Origin of the sequence: Streptomyces sp. NPDC051907 (assembly GCF_040681075.1) — a bacterium.
Classification (GTDB): Bacteria; Actinomycetota; Actinomycetes; order Streptomycetales; family Streptomycetaceae; genus Streptomyces.
This window is the reverse complement of record NZ_JBFAYB010000108.1, coordinates 1-18,288: the sequence shown is the minus strand read 5'-3', so window position 1 is coordinate 18,288 and position 18,288 is coordinate 1. Positions and strand designations below refer to the sequence as shown.

Sequence of the window (18,288 nt, the reverse complement as noted above, 5' to 3'; positions counted from 1 at the left end):
CTCGGGGGAAGGGAGTCACGCCTGCTCGGGGAGGGGTTATGCCTGCTCGGACGGCTGGTCGAGGCGGTCGAGGCGGTCGCGCTGGGCCGGCGTCAGGCGCAGGTCCGCCGCGGCGACGTTCTCCTCGAGGTGGGCGATCCGGGCGGTGCCCGGGATCGGGAGGACGACCGGCGAGCGGCCGAGCAGCCAGGCGAGCGAGACCTGCGTGGGCGTCGCGCCGGTCTCGGCCGCGACGGCGGCGACCTCGGCCTGCGCGCCCGACTCCCCCGCCACGATCGGCCGCCACGGCAGGAACGCGATGCCCGCCTCCTCGCAGGCCTCGAGCACGGGCTCGTACGCGCGGTCGAGCAGGCTGTAGCGGTTCTGCACGCTCACGACGTCGACGATCCTCCGCGCCTGCTCCAGTTCGGTCACGGTGACCTCGGAGAGCCCGACCCGGCCGACCTTTCCCTCGGTCTGCAGCTCCCGCAGCGTGCCGAGCTGGTCGGCGAGGGGCGTCTCGGGATCGATCCGGTGCAGCTGGAGCAGCTCGATCCGCTCGACGCGCAGACGACGGAGAGCGTGCTCGACCTGGTCGCGCAGCACGGCGGGCCGGCCGTCCAGTCCCCACTCGCCGGTGGAGGCCGAGCGGGCGACGCCGATCTTCGTGGTGATGAGCAGGTCGTCCGGGTAGGGGTGGAGCGCCTCGGCGAGAAGCTCTTCGTTGGCGCCCCCGCCGTACAGGTGGGCGGTGTCGATGAGCGTGACGCCCAGCTCGACGGCCCGCCGGGCGACCGCGAGGGAGGCCTCGCGCTCGGGGCCGGGCTCGGTGGGCAGTCGCATGGCTCCGAACCCGAGCCGCCGTACGCGCAGATCCCCGCCTATGAGAAAGGTGGTCGCTGTCATCGGTGTGTCCGCATCCCCTCAGTCAAGAGGCAACGCTAACAGCGCGGTCGGCCCCTTCTCAGCGGCCCAACGACTTCTTCAGCTCGGCCTTGTTCATCGACGAGCGGCCGTGGATGTCGCGACGCTGCGCCTCCGCGTACAGCTGGTCGTACGTCGGCCCCTGAGCACCGCTGTGCGAACGCCGGCCGCCGCGCTTCGACGACGACATCTCCTGGGTCGAGGACTTGCCGGCGGTGCGCGACTCGCCGGAGCGTGCGCGCTCCTTGTTCACGGTGCGGGCGGCGATCTCCTTCGCGCGCTTCGTGCTCTCTCCACGCTCTTCGGCGCTCTCCTTGATGTGCTCGTACTGACGCTCCCGCTTCGGACTCGAACCGCGAGGCATGACGACTCCTTTCCGTACGTCTGGTTCTCACCCTGTGCCGTGCGTCGCGGCGCCGCAATCGCAGGCTGAGGCTCTCCTCGGCCTGCGGGTGCCCGGGAGGCGGGGACTCACTCGTCGCGGACCTCGCTCCCGCGTGGTCTGCTGGAACGGCAGCCGGTCCGGCAGAAAGGCGGAGGTCGTGCGCAGCGTGGGCGTGGAGGAGGAGTTGCTCCTGGTGGACGCGGAGACCGGCGAGCCCGAGGCGGTGTCGGCGGCGGTGCTGGCCGTGGCGTCCCGGGAGGCCGACGGGGAGGACGAGGTCTTCGAGGCGGAGCTGCACCGCGAGCAGTTGGAGTTCGCCACCCGGCCGCAGGTCGCGATGGGTGACCTCGGCGACGAGATCCGGCGGTGCCGGGCGGAGGCGACGAGGCACGCCGGCGAGATGGAGGTGGCGGTCGCGGCCCTCGCCACGTCGCCGCTGCCGGTCAGCCCCTCGGTGGGGTCCGGGGAGCGCTACCAGTGGATCGACGAGCAGTACGGGCTGACCGCGCAGGAGCAGCTCACCTGCGGCTGCCACGTCCATGTCTCGGTGGACTCCGACGAGGAGGGCGTCGCGGTCCTGGACCGGATCCGGCCCTGGCTGGCCGTGCTGCTGGCCATGAGCGCGAACTCGCCGTTCTGGCAGGGGCAGGACAGCCGCTACCGCAGCTACCGCGGCCAGGTCTGGGGCCGCTGGCCCTCGGCCGGCCCGGTGGAGGTCTTCGGCTCCGCCGACCGGTATCACGAGCAGGTGCGGGACATGATCGGCACCGGTGTGCTGCGCGACAAGGGAATGGTCTACTTCGACGCCCGGCTGTCGCACCGCTATCCCACCGTCGAGATCAGAGTCGCGGACGTGTGTCTGGACCCCGATGCGACGGTGCTGCTGGCCACCCTGGCGCGCGGCCTGGTCGACACGGCCTCCCGCGCATGGCAGGCGGGCGAGCCGCCCCCACGGCACGGGGTGGGCCTGCTGCGGCTCGCCGCGTGGCGGGCCAGCCGGTACGGCCTGGACGACCGGCTGGTCCACCCTCTGGCCGTGCGGCCGGCGCCGGCGGAGGCGGTGGTACGGGCGCTCTTCGACCACGTCCGGGACGCCCTGGACGAGAACGGCGACACCGAGCGCGCCCAGGAGTCGCTGGGCGCTCTGCTGACGACGGGGAGCGGGGCCGGGACTCAGCGTGCGATCTGGGAGCGGACCGGGAGTCTGCGGGACGTCGTCGCCGAATGCGTGCGGCTGACGAGCGCGTAGGGCCCACGACAGGCCGGGCCATGCCGCCCCCGAGAGCAGGCGGAACGTCTGGACTCCGACCGAGGAGGAGAGCGATGAACGACTATCCAGAGATGATCGTGCCGGTCAACCACGTGGCGCCGGTCCCCCGCCGGATCCGGGCGGCCCTGGGAGGCGAGACCGTCCTCGACACCACCCGTGCGCGGTATGTGTGGGAGGTCAGCTACTACCCGCAGTACTACATCCCCCTCGACGACGTCCGGGCCGACCTGCTGACGAGCGAGGGCCACACCCAGCCCACCGGCCGAGGCGTGGCCGAGGTGCACGCGATCCGCCTGGGCGACGTCCATCGCCCGCGTGCGGCGAAGGTGTTCAAGGACTCCGCCGTCGAAGGGCTGAGCGGAACGGTCCGCTTCGACTGGGCCGCGCTGGACGCCTGGTACGAGGAGGACGAGGAGGTCTTCGTCCATCCGCGCAACCCGTACGCCCGCGTCGACGCCCTGCGCTCGAACCGGCCCGTCCGGATCGAGCTCGAAGGCGTCGTCCTCGCCGAGTCCCCCGCGCCGGTGATGGTCTTCGAGACGGGGTTGCCGACCCGGTACTACGTGGACCGCGGCCTGGTCGACTTCGCGCGTCTGACCGCCACGGACACCGAGACCGCCTGCCCCTACAAGGGCAGGACGAGCGGATACTGGTCGGCCCTGATCGGCGCCCAGACACACCCCGACGTCGCCTGGTCCTACAGTTTTCCCACCCGGCAGCTCCAGCCGATCGCCGGGCTGGTGGCCTTCTTCAACGAGCGCGTCGACGTCTTCCTCGACGGGCTGCCCCTGGAGCGTCCTGTCACCGCCTTCTCCCGTTCGAAGAGCTGAGCAGCGCGTTTCCCGCCATGGGGGCGGGCCGGCGGAGCCCGCCGGCCCGCTCTTCATGGCCGGAATACGCGCAAGGCGTCGACCTCGTACGACATCGCCGAGGCGGTGGCGTCCGGCGGCGGGTGGTGGGTCCCCGCGCACACCGACAGATTGACGATGAGGTAGGCGCGCCAGTGCCGGCCGACCCCGGCGCGGTCGGCGTACGCCTGGGCGCCGTTGACCCACCAGACGACGGACTTGGCGCCGAATTCGACCGTCAGCTCGATCCGGGCGCCGGGCCTGACGTCCTCGTGGCGGTAGCAGTGGCCCCGGTCTCCCACCCTGTTCGACAGCTCCAGCAGGTCGGGGTTGTCCGGGTGGTACTCGAAGACGTCGACCTCGTTGCCGCCCTCGTACCAGGTCCAGACGGCAGGCCAGGCGCCGTTCTCCTCGGGGAGGCGCACGCTCGCCTCCAGGACGTCGCCCGTCTGGACCATGAATCCCTCGGCGCTGCCCTCCGTGGTCAGCAGTCCCGTGCTCCACGACCCCTCCGGGCGCCGCGTGGCGCGGAAGACGCCGGCGCGGCAGTAGGACGGGTCCACGACGAGGTGGTCCCGCTTGTCGTCGCCGCGGTTGGTGGGTCCGCCGTTCGGATACGCCCAGGAACGTCCCTGGACCCATTGCTCCGTCGAGGCGAAGTCAGCGGTGAAGACGGGCTCTCCTCGTTGCGGCGGCGCCTCGAGCGGCGGCCCGTCATGACCGCCGAACCGCCTTCTGACGTACTGAAGCAGCATGCGCACCTCCCGATCAAAAGTCTCGAATGGCACCAGAATCCATGATTCCGATGGCTTGTTCTGACATAGACCGAAAACCTCCTCTCGCTCTCGGGGCGGCGTCGCTAGCTTCGCTGGGGCCGGTGGACCCCGGCGGCCGGCCCGCCTCGCTCGACGCGGCGCCAGTCACCGCCTGCCCGTGCCGCCGGCGAACCGGCGGCGCGGACCTTCCAGAAAGAGGTGGTACATGCGTACATCCACGCGCTCGTTCCCGGACCTGACCAGAGCCTTGCTGGCGACGTTCGCTCTGCTCGCCACGACCCTGCTCTTCGCCGTCAACGCGCCCACCGCCCGGGCGCAGGCGTCCGGGCTGGACAACACGTGGGCCTGCAACGTGCCCGCCGGCTACACCTACGACCGAGTCGCCAGCCAGCTCAACACCTGCGGACAGGGTTTCCGCACCATGTACCACCTGCGCTCCCCGCAGGACAACATCTGGGTCTGCAGCGTCTCCCCCGGCTATACCTACGACCAGGTCTCCAGCCAGCTCAACGTGTGCAGCACCAGCGGCTTCGCCACCAGCTACCGGATGCGTGCGCCCAAGGACAACCTGTGGGCCTGCACCCTCCCCAACTGGAACCTGACCTACGACCGGGTCGCCAGCCAGCTGAACGTGTGCAGCACCTCCGGCTTCGCCACCAGCTACCGCCTGCGGACCCCGGCCAACATGCTGTGGGCGTGCACCGTGCCGTCCGGATGGACCTACGACCAGGTCTCCAGCCAGCTGAACGTATGCAGCACCAGCGGCTTCGCCAACAGCTACCGTCTGCGCGGCTGATCCGACCCGTACGAAGGACGACGGGTGGGACCCGCGAGCTCGCGGGTCCCGCCCCCTCGGTGTGCGCGAGCCGGTCACGCTGTCGGCAGCGTCGTCTCCGCGCTCGGCTCGCCGAGGGTCGCCGTGGGCGTGGGCGTACCGGGCTCCGGGCTCTGCCCGCTCGGCTCGGGCGTCGGCTCGACGGTCGGCTCGGCACTCGGCTCAGGGGTCGGCTCGAACGTCGGCTCGGAGGTCGGCTCGGCTGTGGGTCGGGCGGTGGGCCGGGGGGCCTCCGCTGCCGGCGAGGGGCGCCGCACCGCTCCCCCGGCGTCGGCGCCGGTCTCGGGAGCCGGCTTCGCCGAGCCGGCGGGAGCGGGCGCCGAGCCCTCCGTCGGCCCTGATGCGACGCCTCCCCGATCAGGGCCGGCGGAGTCGAGGCGCAGCGCGTCCGCCGAAGCGTCGTCGCCGCCGTCCGTCTCCTCTTGTACGGGGTCGGGGCGGTCGGGGGCGGGCACGGGCTCGACCGTCGACGGCCCGGCGGCCATGTCCTGCCGCGCCGAGGGGAGGCGGAGCCAGGGCGCACCCGACTCCCCGTCGACGAGGAACCCGGCCAGAGCGGCGACGTACAGGGAGCAGACGATGCCGGCGCACCAGCCGATGCGGCGGGCTCTTCTGCTTCGACGCCCGCTGACGTCGACGAAGACGGCCTTGTCGACCCGCCCCTCCCCGAAGCGCCCCTCGATGCCGCCCTGCTCCTTCGCCTGCGTTTCCATGTTCCTCGCCTATCGCCATGTGCACTGTCGTTCTCGACCTGCGGAGGCTCGCGGTGGACCCGCCTGAGACCACTCGTCTCCGCAGGACCGGCCGCACTGCGCCCCCGAGGTGATTCGGACCCGGCAAGTCAGCGGATTGGTCGAAAAGAGCGATGTGTTGAAATCAATCGGTCTCAACTGCCCTGAAATCAGTCACAGTCACGGCCTCAGCCGCACCGATGCAAGGCAAGACGAGGCCACAGGAGTCGTGTTCAGTCCTGCGCCTCGATGCCGAGAACGGCGAGGAAGGCGGTCGCCGCCGGGGTGCGGCTGGAGCGGCTCCAGACGACGTGCTCGACGCGGTTGGCCGCGTCGGAGACCTCGACGGTGACGACGCCGACGAGCTGAGGGGCGTAGGCGGAGGGGAGCATGGCCACGGCGAGGCCCGGCCCGACGAGTCGAGCGATGTAGTCCGCGGTGCTGACCTCGAAGGGGACGTCACGGCCGAGGCCAGCGGCTGCGAAGGCCTGGTCGGACTGGAGACGTCCGGCCGTCCCGGGCGGAAAGTCCACGAACACCTCGCGGGAGAGCCTGCGAAGGTCGACCACGGACTCGCCGGCGAGTGGATGGTCCGGCGCGACCACGGCGACGAGTCGGTCGCGGGCGAGTTCGTGGGCGGCGACGCCCTGGGGCCGCGCTGTGGTCGGCAGCCCGAGGAAGGCGATGTCGAGGGCGCCTTCCCTGACCTGCTCGGCGAGGTCGTCGCTCGCACCCACCCGCAGGCTGATGCGCACCTGCGGATACTGCCGGCGGAAGTCGCGCAGCGCACCCGGGACGTCGACCGCGGCGACGGTGGGGATCAGGCCGACGGCGAGCCGTCCGCGTACCTCTCCGACGGCCGCGGCGACCTCGGCGACCGCGCGCTCGGCTGCGTCCAGGCACTGGCGCGCGGCCGGGAGGAACGCCTCGCCGGCCGGCGTCAGCCGCACCCGGCGGCTGGTGCGCTCGAAGAGCCTCGCGCCCAGCTCCCGTTCCAGGCGGGCGATTTGGTGGCTGAGGGCGGACTGGACGACCAGACACCGTTCGGCGGCGCGGGTGAAGCTGTTCGTCTCGGCGACGGCGACGACGTACCGCATCTGCTGGAGCTCCATGGATCCATCTTGTATCGAGATCGATGAGGTGACAAACATGTGTTGGACTCATTGATCACTGCCGCGCGAGACTTCGAGCATGACAAGTCCAGCCGCACAGACGGTTTCTGAGGGAGCCGGCGACGGCGTCCCCCATGGACGTCTGCCGCGCACCCTGCTGACCGCGCTCGCTCCCCTGACGTGGGGCACGACCTACATCGTCACCACCGAGCTTCTCCCGCCGGGACACCCGCTGTTCGCGGGATTCCTGCGCGCCCTGCCCTGCGGCCTGATCGCGCTGGCGATCGCCCGGACGCTCCCGCGCGGCGCCTGGTGGTGGAAGGCGGCGGTGCTCGGCGTGCTGAACCTCGGACTGTTCTCCGCGCTGCTGTTCACCGCGGCCGAGCGCCTGCCGGGCGGCGTCGCCGCCACGCTGGCCGCGGCCCAGCCGCTCATCGTCGCCGTCCTGGCCGTGGCGCTCCTCCACGAGAGCCTGTCCGCCTGGCGCCTCGCCTGGGGGGTGACGGGCGTCGTCGGCGTCGGCTTGGTGGTGATCGGGCCGAACGCGGGACTCGACGCCGTCGGGATCGCGGCGGGCCTGGGGAGCGCGGCCACACTGGCGCTCGGGATGACGCTCACCAAACGCTGGGGACGTCCCGCCGGGGCCAGTGTCACCGCCTTCGCCGGCTGGCAGCTCACCGCGGGAGGCCTGTTCCTGGCGCCTCTGACCCTTCTTCTCGAGGGGTCGCCGCCCGCGATCGACCTGACCGCCGCGGTGGGCTACCTCTGGCTGAGCCTGGTCGGCGGTCTGATCGCGTACGTCCTGTGGGTCCGCGGCGTCACCTCGCTGCCCGTCGCCTCTGTCGCGGTCCTCGTCCTGCTCTCGCCGCTGGTCGCCGCCGTCCTCGGCGCCGTCGTGCTCGGCCAGACGCTCGGTCCTGTCCAACTCGTGGGGTTCGGGCTCTCGCTCGCCGCGATCGTCGCGGGACAGCTCCCCTCGCCCGCCCCCCGCTCACCCGACTCTGCCGCAACACCCACACCGAAGGAGACACCTCGATGAAGATCGCCGTCGTCGGAGCCGCTGGAATGGTCGGCTCGCGCGTCGTCAGCGAAGCCGCCCGCCGGGGCCATGACCTGGTCGCGGTGTTCCGGACAGCGCGGCCCGCCGCCCTGCCGCCCGGAGTGATCGTCGTCGAGGGCGACGCGACCGACGCCGACCATATGAGCAGACAGTTCGAGGGCGTCGACGCGATCGTGGCGGCGACCCGTCCTGCCGCGGGTCACGAGGACACCATCGTCGGCATCACGACGGCTCTGCTGGACGCGGCCGCGCAAACCCGGACGCGCATCCTCGTCGTCGGCGGCGCCGGCCCGCTGCAGAACCCGCAGGACCCCGACCGGCTCGTCGTCGACAGCCCGGAGTACGTGCCGCGGGAGTGGCGCGCTGTCGCAGCCGCCAGCTCCGCGCAGCTGGACGCCTGCCGCGCGCACCGGGCCGACTGGGTCTACCTCAGCCCGCCCGCCGTCCTCGAGCCCGGACACCGCACCGGCCAGTACCGACGCGGCGGCGCCACGCTCATCGCCGGCGCCGACGGGACGTCCCTCATCTCAGCCGAAGACCTCGCCGTCGCCGTCGTCGACGAACTCGAGAACCCGCGCGAGGACAGGCACTTCACCGTCGGCTACTGAGACTCGTGTGGCCGATGAGGGCCGACTTCGACGGGACGTCTCGGTGGACTCCGCCCTCGTCCGCGCGCATCGGCGCGCGGACAGGGGCTCCTCGGCCCGACGGCTGGCCGCCGTCGGGCCGAGGCACGCGCGGGCTATCGACGGGTCACTTCTCGTTCGCCCAGGGCACGTCCGGCGCGGCGTAGAAGCCGATCCCCGCGGCCTTCCACCGCGGACCCTGGGCCCCGAGGCGGGAGCTGAAACTCGTCCAGTCGTGCGTGGACTTCGGCGACCAGCCGATCTCGGCCACGGCGGGCAGCCGGGGGAAGGCCATGAAGTCCGTGTAGACCGAAGGCGCGACGAACTGCGAGGGGGACGTCGGCAGGCTGCTGCTGCCGGTGTACGCGCGGTCGGCCCACAGCGGCGCCTCGACGCCCGCGATCCGGTCGGCGGGCACGACCGAGCCGGTCCCGTCCAGCTTCGCGGTCGCCGTGGTGGGATCCCAGTCGTAGGCCTTCTTGACCGGCACATACCCTGCCCAGGACAGCCCGTACGGGGTGGCGCCGTCGTACTTCATGTCCAGATAGGCGCGGTCCGCCGGAGACATGATGAACGAGGCGCCCTGCGCCACGCCCTGTCTCGTCTCGAGGATGTCCCTGGACTCCTGGGCCGTGCCGATGGTCGCCCGGGCGTCGTCGTCGCCCCAGTACTGGAGAAGGCTGCCGGCGGGCAGGGGTCCCTTGCCCAGGTCGTGCCAGCCGACCGTCTTCCTGCCCTGCGCCTTCACTGCCGAGCCCGCCGCCCGTACATACGCCGTGTACTGGTCGAGGGTGGCCTGTGGGGTCTCGTCGCCGCCGACGTGGATGTACGGGCCGGGGGTCAGCTCGGCGACCTCCTTCATGACCTTGGTCAGGAAGTCGCCCACCTTCGCGATGTGCCGCGCGTCGCTCAGACACACCAGGCTGATGCCGACGTCGAAGCCCGAGTACGGCGGTCTCGCCTTGTCGTCGCAGTTGAGGCCGGGCACCGAGGCCAGCGCGGCGCTCGTGTGGCCGGGCCCGTCGATCTCGGGGACCACGGTGATGAAACGCGACTTCGCGTAGGCGACGATCTCCTGGTACTCGGCCTTGGTGTAGAACCAGGAGCCTCCGGTGAAGCCGCTCTGCGTGCTGGCGCCGACCTTGGTGAGCTCGGGGAACGCGTCGACGGCGATCCGCCAGCCCTGGTCGTCGGTGAGGTGCATGTGCAGGGTGTTCATCTTGTACGCGGCGGCCTGGTCGATGTAGCGCTTGACGTCGGCGACCGGGTAGAAGCGACGGGCCACGTCCAGCATCGTGCCGCGGTAGCCGTAGCGGGGCGTGTCGGCGATGCGGACGGGGGCGACGACCCAGTGCGCGCGCCGGACGGTCGGCGACTCGACGGCGGCGGGCAGCAGTTGACGCAGCGTCTGGATGCCGCGGAACAGTCCTTCGGCGCCGTGCGCGGTGATCCGGACGCCGTCGGCGCGCGAGGTGAGCTTGTAGCCCTCCTTGCCCAGCGACTTCGGTCCTCGGGGGTCGAGGGTGATGGCAGGGCGACGATCGTGGCCGTCCGCGTTCACCTTGAGGTCGTAGCCCGTCGCCGGACGGAGCAGCCGGGCCAGGTATCCGCCCACCTTCCGCGCGTCGGAGTCATGGCCCTTCACGACGATGGGGGTCTTCCGCCCGATGGTGAACCCGGGGCCGTCGAGAGCCTTCTCGTACGCGGGCTGCGGGACGATCGACGGGGGCACGGCCTCGGCGCGCGGCGGCTGCGACTGCGGCACACCGACCGCCGGAGTCGTTCCCGTGCAGGCGAGCGCTCCGGTCAGCACCGCCGCGCAGAGAAGACTGCCGAGGGAACTCGGAGAGTTGAGCGAACGGCGACTGGACCGGAGTGGACGGGGATGCATGGCAACTCCTCGCTACAGAAGGGCTTCTGAGTGACCGCGCGGTGAGGCGAGACTCCCCTTCATGCTCATTAGTGTCAAGAGTTCAAGCCAAACAAGCATTAATGAGCAGCGGGTCGCAGCGGATGCTCGTCATCAGCGCCCCGCCCCCGAACACGGGACGGCGAAGAGCGTTCTCCCAGGTAGGCGGGTTGTCTGTGGCAGGCCGCATCGGCGGCGACCGGCTCAGGGGCGGCGATGCGGCCAGCGGCGACCCGCGCGCTGCCTGGCGGGTACTGAGCGGGACGGGGGCCTGCGGGACGGGGGCTTGTGGGACGGCCGCGGGGGACGCGGGCCTGCGGGACGGCGGCCCGGCGGGGGACGCGCGTCAGGTGTCAGGCGCGGATCACGTCCACGCCCACGGCGGTGAACGGCTCGGTGAGCTCGGTCGGCGCGCCCTTGTCCGTCACGAGCACGTCGACGTCCTCCACCGGGCAGATCCTGGCGAAGGCCCGCTGGGCGAGCTTGGTCGAGTCCGCCACCACGACGACCTGCTGGGCCCGCTGGGCCAGGGCCCGGTTGATGCTCGCCTCGCCCTCGTGCCGCGCCGTCGCGCCGTGCACGACGTCGATGGCGTCGACGCCCAGGAAGACCTGGTCGAGGGTGATCTCCGCCAGCAGCTCGGTGGCCAGAGGGCCGATGAGCTCGTAGGACGCGGGCCGCGCCACGCCGCCGGTGACCACGAGCTTCACATGGCGTCGTACGACCATCTCGTTGGCGATGTTCAGGGCGTTCGTGACGATCGTGAACGAGGTCTCGGCGCCGTTCTCGGCCAGGTCGGCGCGGACGGACAGAGCCCGGGCGACCTCGGTGGTCGTCGTGCCGCCGTTCAGGCCGACCACGGCGCCGGCCTTCACCAGGCCCGCGGCCGCCTGGGCGATCCGCTCCTTCTCCGGGGCGTTGCGGGCGGCCTTGTAGCGCAGCGGCAGGTCGTAGGCGATCGCGTTGATCACGGCGCCGCCGTGGGTCCGCGTGACCATGTTCTGCCGGGCGAGCTCGTCGAGGTCCCGGCGGATCGTCGCGGTGGAGACGGCCAGCTCGGTCGCGGCGGCGTCGACCTCGATACGGCCGTCACGCGTCAGCATCTCCAGCAGGGCACTCCACCGTGCATGCGCTCCCGCCATCTGCCGTCCCCTTGTCTGTGTACCTGCCAGGCAATGAAACCACAGGCCGGCGCCCATGAGCCTGTCCAGTCGTGCTCATTTTCCTTTCATATCGCACTCAAATCGTCAGCGGCCGGCAAGACCGTCGGGCGCTGCGGCCGTACGACACCCGGGGGTGGGGCCGGGGAGGGCGGCGGCGCCCTCGCCCGCGGCGGCGGTCGGCGATCCGGGAGCGGTGGGCACGGCGTCGGGAGACTCCGGCGGAGCGCTGCGCACCCCGCCCGCGGAGCTGCACGCCGTGAGCAGGCCGAGCAGCAGGACCGCCCCCACGACCGCCGCCCGCCGAAGGCAGCGGACGCGCACGCGGACACGGGACGCCTCCGCCACCGGGCCCGGATCCCCGCCGACGGACTCGCGGGTTCGCGCACTGCCGGAAAGACTCGCCATCTCAGTACTCCTCGAGGGTCCTTGCTCGCGCCACGACGTGCGACTCCCCGCGCAGCGCCTCTGTCGACCGATTCGATGCGCGGATCGGCGCATTGGTTCGCGAGAGATTCCCAGCGGGGCGCCGCACCCCGTCTCCCGCCGTCTCGCACGGCGAACCGCAGGCGCTCCGAGTGGTGTGCGCACCCGACCGGGTGTGTCCTGTACCTATGCCTCACGTGGTCCTCCCAGATGTCTCGGGTGGGCCTCCCGAGCCACGGGGCAGCGCTTTCGCCGCCGTCGACGGGCGCGGTGTCCTCGTACGGTGGAGCCCCGGCGCCCAGCGGCTGCTGGGCTACTCCGCACAGGAGGTTCAGGGGTCGCCCTGTCGTGACCTGCTCTGTGCGCGGGACGACGCGGGGCAGCTGACCGGCCGCTGCACCGAGCCCGAGACCTATCTGGGAGCCGTGGAGCTGCGCGCCCGCGACGGGTCCACCGTCGACGCGGTGGTGTGGGCACACCGGCTCGAGAGCGCGGGCGGCGAGGAGCGCTGGCTGCTGCAGGCCGACAGCGCGGACGCGGCACGCCACCGGGAGCTGCGTCGCTCTCTGCTACGGGGGCTGTTCAAGGAGTCGCCGTTCCTCATCGACGTCTTCGACGACCGGCTGCGCTACCTCGCCCAGAACGAGTCGCAGGTCCGGTCCTCGGGATTCGCGAAGAACGTGCTCGGGCGGACCATGCGGGAGGTGGCGCCCGAGGGGCTCCTCGACATGGACGCCTTCGAAGAGCGTCAGCGCAAGGTGCTCGCCAGCGGCACGGCGCAGATCGGCACGGAGGTGCACGGCCGGGCCCCGGACGACCCCGACCTGGACAAGGTCTGGTCCGAGACGATCCTGCCCCTGCGCAGCGACTCGGGAGAGGTCATAGCGCTGGCGCACGCCGTCTACGAGGTGACCCAGCAGGTGCGGGCGCGGGAGCGGCTCGCGCTGGTCAACGACGCGAGCGCCAAGATCGGCAGCCGGCTCGACGTGCTGAACACCGCGCAGGAGCTGACCGATGTGGCGGTGCCGCGCTTCGCCGACTACGTGTATGTGAACATCCTCGACTCGGTGTTCGGCGGCGAGGAGCCGGCGACCGGGCCCGTCGCGGACACCCTCGTCCTGCGCCGCGCGGCCGAGTCGGTGGTCGGGGGAATCCAGGTCGAGACGCTCGTCGCGACGGGCGAGGTCGATCCGTTCGCCTCGGAGCCTGGCTCGCCGGCGGCGCTCGCGCTCGCCGCCGGCCGGCCGGTGCTGCTGACGGGCGAGCAGCTGTTCGCCGAGATCGCCACGGTGGACCTCCAGCGGGCCGCGCTGATCCGCGACCGGGGAGTCCACTCCTGGCTGCTGGTGCCGATGTACGCCCGCGGCACTCCGCTGGGCACCGTCGTCTTCCTGCGGTTCCAGCGCGCGCACCGGTTCGAGGACGACGACGTCCTGCTGGCGCAGGACTTCGTGGCCCGGGCTGGCGTGTGCATCGACAACGCCAGCCGCTACACGCGCGAGCGGAAGACGGCTCTCGCCCTGCAGCGCAGTCTGCTGCCGCAGCAGCTCCCGGGCCTCACCGGCGTGGAGACGGTGTCCCGCTACCTTCCCGCCTCCGGCCGTACCGTGCTCGGCGGCGCCTGGTTCGACGTCATCCCGCTCTCCGGAGCTCGCGTGGCGCTCGTGGTGGGGGACGCAGCGGGGCGGGGACTGCACGCGGCGGTGGCCATGGGCCGTATCCGCACGGCGGTGCGCACGCTGGCCGACCTGGACCTGTCGCCGGCCGAGCTGCTGACCCACCTCGACGACCAGGCCAAGCGGTCCGACGAGGGAGAGGGCATCCCGTTCATCGACGGCGCCGAGGGGTCCACCGTGATGTACGCGGTCATCGACCCGATCACCCGGCACTGCGAGATGGCGGGCAGCGGGCATCCGCCGCCCGCCCTGGTGACGGCGGACGGTCAGGTGTCGTTCGTCGGGCATCTGGACAACGTGCCGCTGGGCAGGGGCGGCGCCCCGTTCGACAGCCGTGAGGTGGTGCTGTCCGACGGAGACGCGCTCGTGCTCTACACCAGCGGTCTGGCCCAGCCGCCCGCGGGCCCGGAGAGCGACCCGCAGGCGAACACCCTGCTCCGGCAGCTGTCGGCGGTGGCGCGCGCCCCGAGGCCGGGCGGGCCCGCGACGCTGGACGCCCTGTGCGACCACGTGGTGCGCACGATGATTCCCGAGCACTCCTCGCGGGACGTGGCGCTGCTGGCGGCCCGGATGACGGGGCTTCAGCCGCATCGGCATGTGACGTGGGACCTGTCGGCCGAGCCCGAGGTGGTGGGCCGGGCACGGGCGATGGCCAAGGAGCAGCTGTCCGCATGGGCTCTGGAGGAGCTGGAGTTCACCACCGAGCTCATCGTCAGCGAATTGGTCACCAACGCCCTTCGCTACGGCGCCGAGCCGATCCGTCTCCGGTTGATCCTCGACCGCAGTCTGATCTGCGAGGTCTCCGACAGCAGCAGCACCTCTCCCCATGTGCGGCGTGCCATGGAGACGGAGGAGGGCGGCCGCGGCCTGTACATGGTGGCGCAGGTGGCCAAGCTGTGGGGCACGCGCTACCACGCGCGGGGGAAGACCATCTGGGCGGAGCAGCCGCTGCCCCCCGACGCCTCGGCCCGCTGACGGGCCGCCACCGGCGCGGCGGCGGCGCCCGCGGCTCGGGCGCTCACCTGCTCGGGTTGCCCGGTCAGCCGGCTCCCGTGCCGGCCGCGGGAGCGCCGTAGACGCCGAACTCGTAGATCGAGTAGCCCCACGCGGTCTTGCGCTCGACCCCCTGCATCCGCACATAGCGCACCGGATCGCCGCTGGAGATCCGTACGACGTCGTTGCCGCACGACTCGGGGCGCACGGTCTCGACGGTGGTCCAGGCGGTCCCGTCGACGGAGGTCTGGAGCGTGTACTCGGACGCGCAGGCGCCCTCCCAGGCAAGGGTCACCGCGGCGACCCGGGCGGGTGCGGGCAGCGCGATCTGCACCCAGGCGTCGTCGCTGTAGCCGGAGGACCAACGGCTGCCGAGGCTGCCGTCGTTGACCTTCGCCGCGGCGAACTGCGGGAGGTCCTGCTCGACGCTGGACGCGGTGGCCGCGCCGGCGAGCGCGAGGTTCTGCCCGCCGCCGGCGGTGTCCCAGAGGGCGAGCCGGGTGTCGGCCTGGACCAGGAAGCTGTCGAGGACGCCGTCGCCGACCTTCGGCGGGACCTCGCCCCAGGTGTTGCGGGAGGGGGCGATGCGCACGGCCCTGGCCTGGGCCTGGAGGGAACGCGACGCGGCGACCAGCCGGTCGGACTGCGGCTTGAGGCCGCGGTCGCGGGCGTCGAGGGCATCGACCATCGTCACGGCCGCGCGGCCCCACAGCCCGGTCGCGTCCAGCCACGGCGCGGCGTCGGCGGTGAATCCCTTCTGCACGGCGCCGCCCCGGATGACGGCCGGGGCCCGCTCGATGCTCCGTGCGTAGGCGCGCAGCGCCCGGACGGCGTCCCTGCGGTCGCCGCGGTCCCAGGCGGTCCAGAAGTCGGCGACCTCCTGGGCTAGTCGGGGCGCCTGGCTCTGCCAGGGCGTGGCGCCGAAGGTGGGGGCCAGATGCTCCAGGTCGCCGAAGGCCAGCATCGCCTCGGTCGCCGCCCGGTCGCCGCCGGCGAGGTAGTCCATGGCGCGCCGCCAGTTGGCGCCGGCCTGGTAGGCGCGGTCGTTCCAGGCGAAGTCGGCGGCGCCGAAGACGGCGACCTTGCTGGCGTAGGGCTGGTTCATCGGGTTGGCGACGATGCCGCTCAGGTGGTCGGACAGGCCCGCCTCGCGCTTGTCGTACGGGGCGAGCAGCAGCCGGCCGGAGGTGTTGCCGTAGTCGTTGACCGGATAGTTGTCCCAGACGAAGACCTTGCGGCCGAACAGCCTGGAGGCCGCGTCGGCCTGTGCGTTGGTGATGCTGGGAGGCACGACGTCGGCGCCCGTCCACATCACCTCGACGGCGGGGTCGAGTGCGGCCCGCAGCTTCTGCTTGTAGGCCGTGTCGGTCAGATCGCCGTACTCGGTCGGGACCGTCTGGAGGGGCTGGGCCCCTTCGTGGCGCGCGACGAAGTTCCGCTGCACGTCGTTGAGCAGGTCGACCTGTGCGGCGGCCGCGGCGGCCCGTCCGGGGGCGCCGTACGTCCTCAGGTCGGCGGCGCAGTTCCACTTGGTGTAGCTGATGTCGTCGAGCGGGATGGAGAAGGCGCGGGCGCCCAGGTCGTACATGGCTTGCAGCTTGGCTTTGAGGGCGGTGCGGTCGGCGGGATCGGAGTAGCAGATGGACTCGCCGGGAGAGACGGCGAAGGTGAAGCGCACATGGTTGGCCGTCGCGCGCTGGACGAGCTCGCCGAGTTCGTCGAGCTTGTCGGCGGGGTAGGGGTCCCGCCACTTGCCGCGGTGGTAGGGGTCGTCCTTGGGCGCGTAGATGTAGGTGTTGGCCTTGACGTCGCCGTAGAAGTCCATCTGGTCCAGGCGTTCGGCGTGCGTCCAGGGCTGTCCGTAGAAGCCCTCGATCGTGCCGCGCAGCGCCATCGACGGGAAGTCGCTGACCCGTACGTTCGAGATCTTCGAGCGGCCGCCGCCCGCGCGGTGGAAGAGCTGGCGCAGGGTCTGGACGGCGTAGAACTGGCCGCTGCCGTCGTGGCCGCCGAGTGCTACGACGTCGGGGGCGCCGTGTCTGCCCCGGCTGACCGTGATCGCGTAGCCCTCGGCGCGGTCGGGGCTCGGGGTGCGGCCGAGCGCCCGTGCGATGTCGGGCCGCTCCGCCGGGCCCACAAGCACGGTCAGCCGGCCCGGGGAGGGCTTCGGCATGCGGCGGGGGTCGGCGACCTCGACGCGGGAGGCGCCATGGGCCGTGAGGTACTCCATGAGGCGGTCTCTGGCCGGGGCGTCGGTCCGCTCGTCGGCGACCACGAGGACCCGGCCGGTGACGGCGACGTCGTCGCCGGTGCGGGCGAGGGACTGGGGGTTGGGCGAGACGGCCGGCAGGGCCGTCGTCGCGGGCTGGGGGTCGGTGGCCGGAGGCGGTGTCGCGTTGCTCAGCGCGACGGCCGCGGCGACGGCGGCAGCGGCCGGGAGACGCCAGGCGAACCTTGTCCTCACTGTTCCTCCAATGCTCGACACTGTTCCTCCCCTGCTCGACACCGTGCCGTCAGGGTCATGACATGACTCCTCATGGCACAACCCTCCGTCAGCCGGAAGGCGGGGCATGACGGGACACGGAAGGCTCCAAGTGGTCTAAACCACTTGGCTGACTTGTGAGTGTCACAGCCGGGCGCAGCCGGGTCAACGGCACGGCGCCGACGACCCCTTGGACTTTTCTCGCCCTGCGCGCCGCGCCGTGACGGGCAGGGAAGGGCGAGGGGGCGGCGTCGGGCGAAGCCGACGCCGCCCGCCTGACTCAGTGCGGCTCGGCGCCGCCGAAGACCCGCAGCAGGCGCGCGACGTCCGCTGCCACGGCGTCGCGAGCGGGACCCAGATACCTGCGGGGGTCGGCGACATGAGGGTGCTCGGCCAGGTACGACCGGACGGCCCGGGTGAACGACTTGTTGAGATGCGTGGAGACGTTGATCTTCGTCATCCCCGCCCTCACGGCCTTGGCCAGTCCCGCGTCGTCGACGCCGGAGGACCCGTGCAGGACCAGCGGCACGCTCACGCTCTGCCGCAGCCGGCCGATGAGGCCGAAGTCCAGGACGGCGTCCCGGGTGAGCATCGCGTGGGAGCTGCCCACCGCCACGGCCAGGGAGTCGACGCCGGTCGCCGCGACGAACTCCCGCGCCTCGTCCGGGTCGGTCCGCACCCCCGGGGCATGGGCGCCGTCCTTGCCGCCGATCTCGCCGAGCTCCGCCTCGACGAAGACCTCGCGGGCGTGGCAGTAGGCCACGACGTCCCTGGTGGCGGCGGTGTTCTGCTCGTACGGAAGTCGCGCGCCGTCGAACATCACCGAGGTGAAGCCGAGTTCGGCCGCCTGCCGTACGAGCTGCGCCGACTCCGCGTGGTCCAGATGCACGGCCACCGGCGTCCTCGCCTCCCGCGCGACGGCGAGGGCGGCGAGACCGATCGGCTCGAGCGAGCCGTGGTAGCGGGCGGTGTTCTCGCTGATCTGCAGGATCACCGGCAGGTTCTCGGCGACCAGCTCGACCGTTTCGAGTCGCTGCTCTCCGACCTGCTGGAGATCAGCCGCTTCGACGCGGGGGCGGCGGCGCTGGAGGCCGAC

General features: G+C 72.0%; 16 protein-coding genes. 6 read left to right on the top strand and 10 right to left on the bottom strand.

What is annotated here, in order from left to right; all coding sequences use genetic code 11:
• Positions 1–36: 36 nt before the first annotated feature.
• A complete protein-coding gene (locus tag AB0M39_RS35435) occupies positions 37–885 on the bottom strand; it encodes an aldo/keto reductase (RefSeq protein ID WP_365371279.1) in 849 nt (282 codons plus the stop codon).
• Positions 886–943: 58 nt separating this feature from the next.
• The gene (locus tag AB0M39_RS35430; RefSeq protein WP_365371276.1) at positions 944–1,267 is read right to left on the bottom strand and encodes a plasmid stabilization protein; all 324 of its coding nucleotides are present in this window, start codon (positions 1,265–1,267) and stop codon (positions 944–946) included.
• Positions 1,268–1,445: 178 nt separating this feature from the next.
• On the opposite strand from AB0M39_RS35430, the gene AB0M39_RS35425 reads away from it, so the two are divergent.
• Together AB0M39_RS35425 and AB0M39_RS35420 are read left to right on the top strand one after the other, a co-directional pair.
• Positions 1,446–2,537 carry a glutamate--cysteine ligase gene (locus tag AB0M39_RS35425; protein WP_365371273.1) on the top strand — a complete coding sequence of 364 codons (1,092 nt, stop codon included), beginning with the start codon at positions 1,446–1,448 and terminating at the stop codon, positions 2,535–2,537.
• A gap of 74 nt (positions 2,538–2,611) precedes the next feature.
• Positions 2,612–3,388 (top strand): DUF427 domain-containing protein, encoded by a 777-nt coding sequence (locus tag AB0M39_RS35420; RefSeq protein WP_365371271.1) that lies wholly within the window; start codon positions 2,612–2,614, stop codon positions 3,386–3,388.
• Positions 3,389–3,441: 53 nt separating this feature from the next.
• Here AB0M39_RS35420 and AB0M39_RS35415 read toward each other — a convergent pair whose 3' ends face one another.
• Positions 3,442–4,161: a beta-glucanase gene (locus AB0M39_RS35415; RefSeq protein WP_365371268.1), complete on the bottom strand. Its 720-nt coding sequence runs from the start codon at positions 4,159–4,161 to the stop codon at positions 3,442–3,444.
• A 226-nt stretch (positions 4,162–4,387) separates the two neighbouring features.
• On the opposite strand from AB0M39_RS35415, the gene AB0M39_RS35410 reads away from it, so the two are divergent.
• Entirely contained in the window at positions 4,388–4,978 is a 591-nt protein-coding gene (locus AB0M39_RS35410) for a hypothetical protein (protein WP_365371265.1), read from the top strand.
• A gap of 74 nt (positions 4,979–5,052) precedes the next feature.
• Here the strand turns inward: AB0M39_RS35410 and AB0M39_RS35405 are convergent, their stop codons facing one another.
• Together AB0M39_RS35405 and AB0M39_RS35400 are read right to left on the bottom strand one after the other, a co-directional pair.
• The gene (locus AB0M39_RS35405; protein ID WP_365371263.1) at positions 5,053–5,730 is read right to left on the bottom strand and encodes a hypothetical protein; all 678 of its coding nucleotides are present in this window, start codon (positions 5,728–5,730) and stop codon (positions 5,053–5,055) included.
• Positions 5,731–5,981: 251 nt separating this feature from the next.
• Positions 5,982–6,860: a LysR family transcriptional regulator gene (locus AB0M39_RS35400; RefSeq protein WP_365371260.1), complete on the bottom strand. Its 879-nt coding sequence runs from the start codon at positions 6,858–6,860 to the stop codon at positions 5,982–5,984.
• 79 nt (positions 6,861–6,939) lie between these two features.
• On the opposite strand from AB0M39_RS35400, the gene AB0M39_RS35395 reads away from it, so the two are divergent.
• Positions 6,940–7,899: an EamA family transporter gene (locus AB0M39_RS35395; protein ID WP_365371257.1), complete on the top strand. Its 960-nt coding sequence runs from the start codon at positions 6,940–6,942 to the stop codon at positions 7,897–7,899.
• Positions 7,896–8,528 carry an NAD(P)H-binding protein gene (locus tag AB0M39_RS35390; RefSeq protein WP_365371255.1) on the top strand — a complete coding sequence of 211 codons (633 nt, stop codon included), beginning with the start codon at positions 7,896–7,898 and terminating at the stop codon, positions 8,526–8,528. The genes AB0M39_RS35395 and AB0M39_RS35390 overlap by 4 nt, the downstream gene beginning before the upstream one ends.
• A 145-nt stretch (positions 8,529–8,673) precedes the next feature.
• On the opposite strand, the gene AB0M39_RS35385 is transcribed toward AB0M39_RS35390, so the two are convergent.
• The 3 genes from AB0M39_RS35385 to AB0M39_RS35375 form a co-directional block, all read right to left on the bottom strand.
• Positions 8,674–10,437, bottom strand: coding sequence for a beta-N-acetylhexosaminidase (locus tag AB0M39_RS35385; protein ID WP_365371252.1), 1,764 nt, complete (start codon positions 10,435–10,437; stop codon positions 8,674–8,676).
• Positions 10,438–10,808: 371 nt separating this feature from the next.
• On the bottom strand, positions 10,809–11,597 hold the full coding sequence (locus AB0M39_RS35380; protein ID WP_365371249.1) for a DeoR/GlpR family DNA-binding transcription regulator: 789 nt from the start codon (positions 11,595–11,597) through the stop codon (positions 10,809–10,811).
• A gap of 105 nt (positions 11,598–11,702) precedes the next feature.
• The gene (locus AB0M39_RS35375) at positions 11,703–12,023 is read right to left on the bottom strand and encodes a hypothetical protein (protein WP_365371247.1); all 321 of its coding nucleotides are present in this window, start codon (positions 12,021–12,023) and stop codon (positions 11,703–11,705) included.
• Positions 12,024–12,229: 206 nt separating this feature from the next.
• Between AB0M39_RS35375 and AB0M39_RS35370 the strand changes: the two genes are divergently transcribed.
• A complete protein-coding gene (locus tag AB0M39_RS35370) occupies positions 12,230–14,692 on the top strand; it encodes a SpoIIE family protein phosphatase (RefSeq protein ID WP_365371245.1) in 2,463 nt (820 codons plus the stop codon).
• Positions 14,693–14,756: 64 nt separating this feature from the next.
• On the opposite strand, the gene AB0M39_RS35365 is transcribed toward AB0M39_RS35370, so the two are convergent.
• Both AB0M39_RS35365 and AB0M39_RS35360 read right to left on the bottom strand, forming a co-directional pair.
• Positions 14,757–17,114, bottom strand: a complete 2,358-nt coding sequence (locus AB0M39_RS35365) for a beta-N-acetylglucosaminidase domain-containing protein (RefSeq protein WP_365371302.1) — start codon at positions 17,112–17,114, stop codon at positions 14,757–14,759.
• Between the two features lie 358 nt (positions 17,115–17,472).
• Positions 17,473–18,288, bottom strand: an 816-nt coding sequence (locus AB0M39_RS35360) for a class II fructose-bisphosphate aldolase (protein ID WP_365371242.1), incomplete at its 5' end; no start/stop codon positions are given.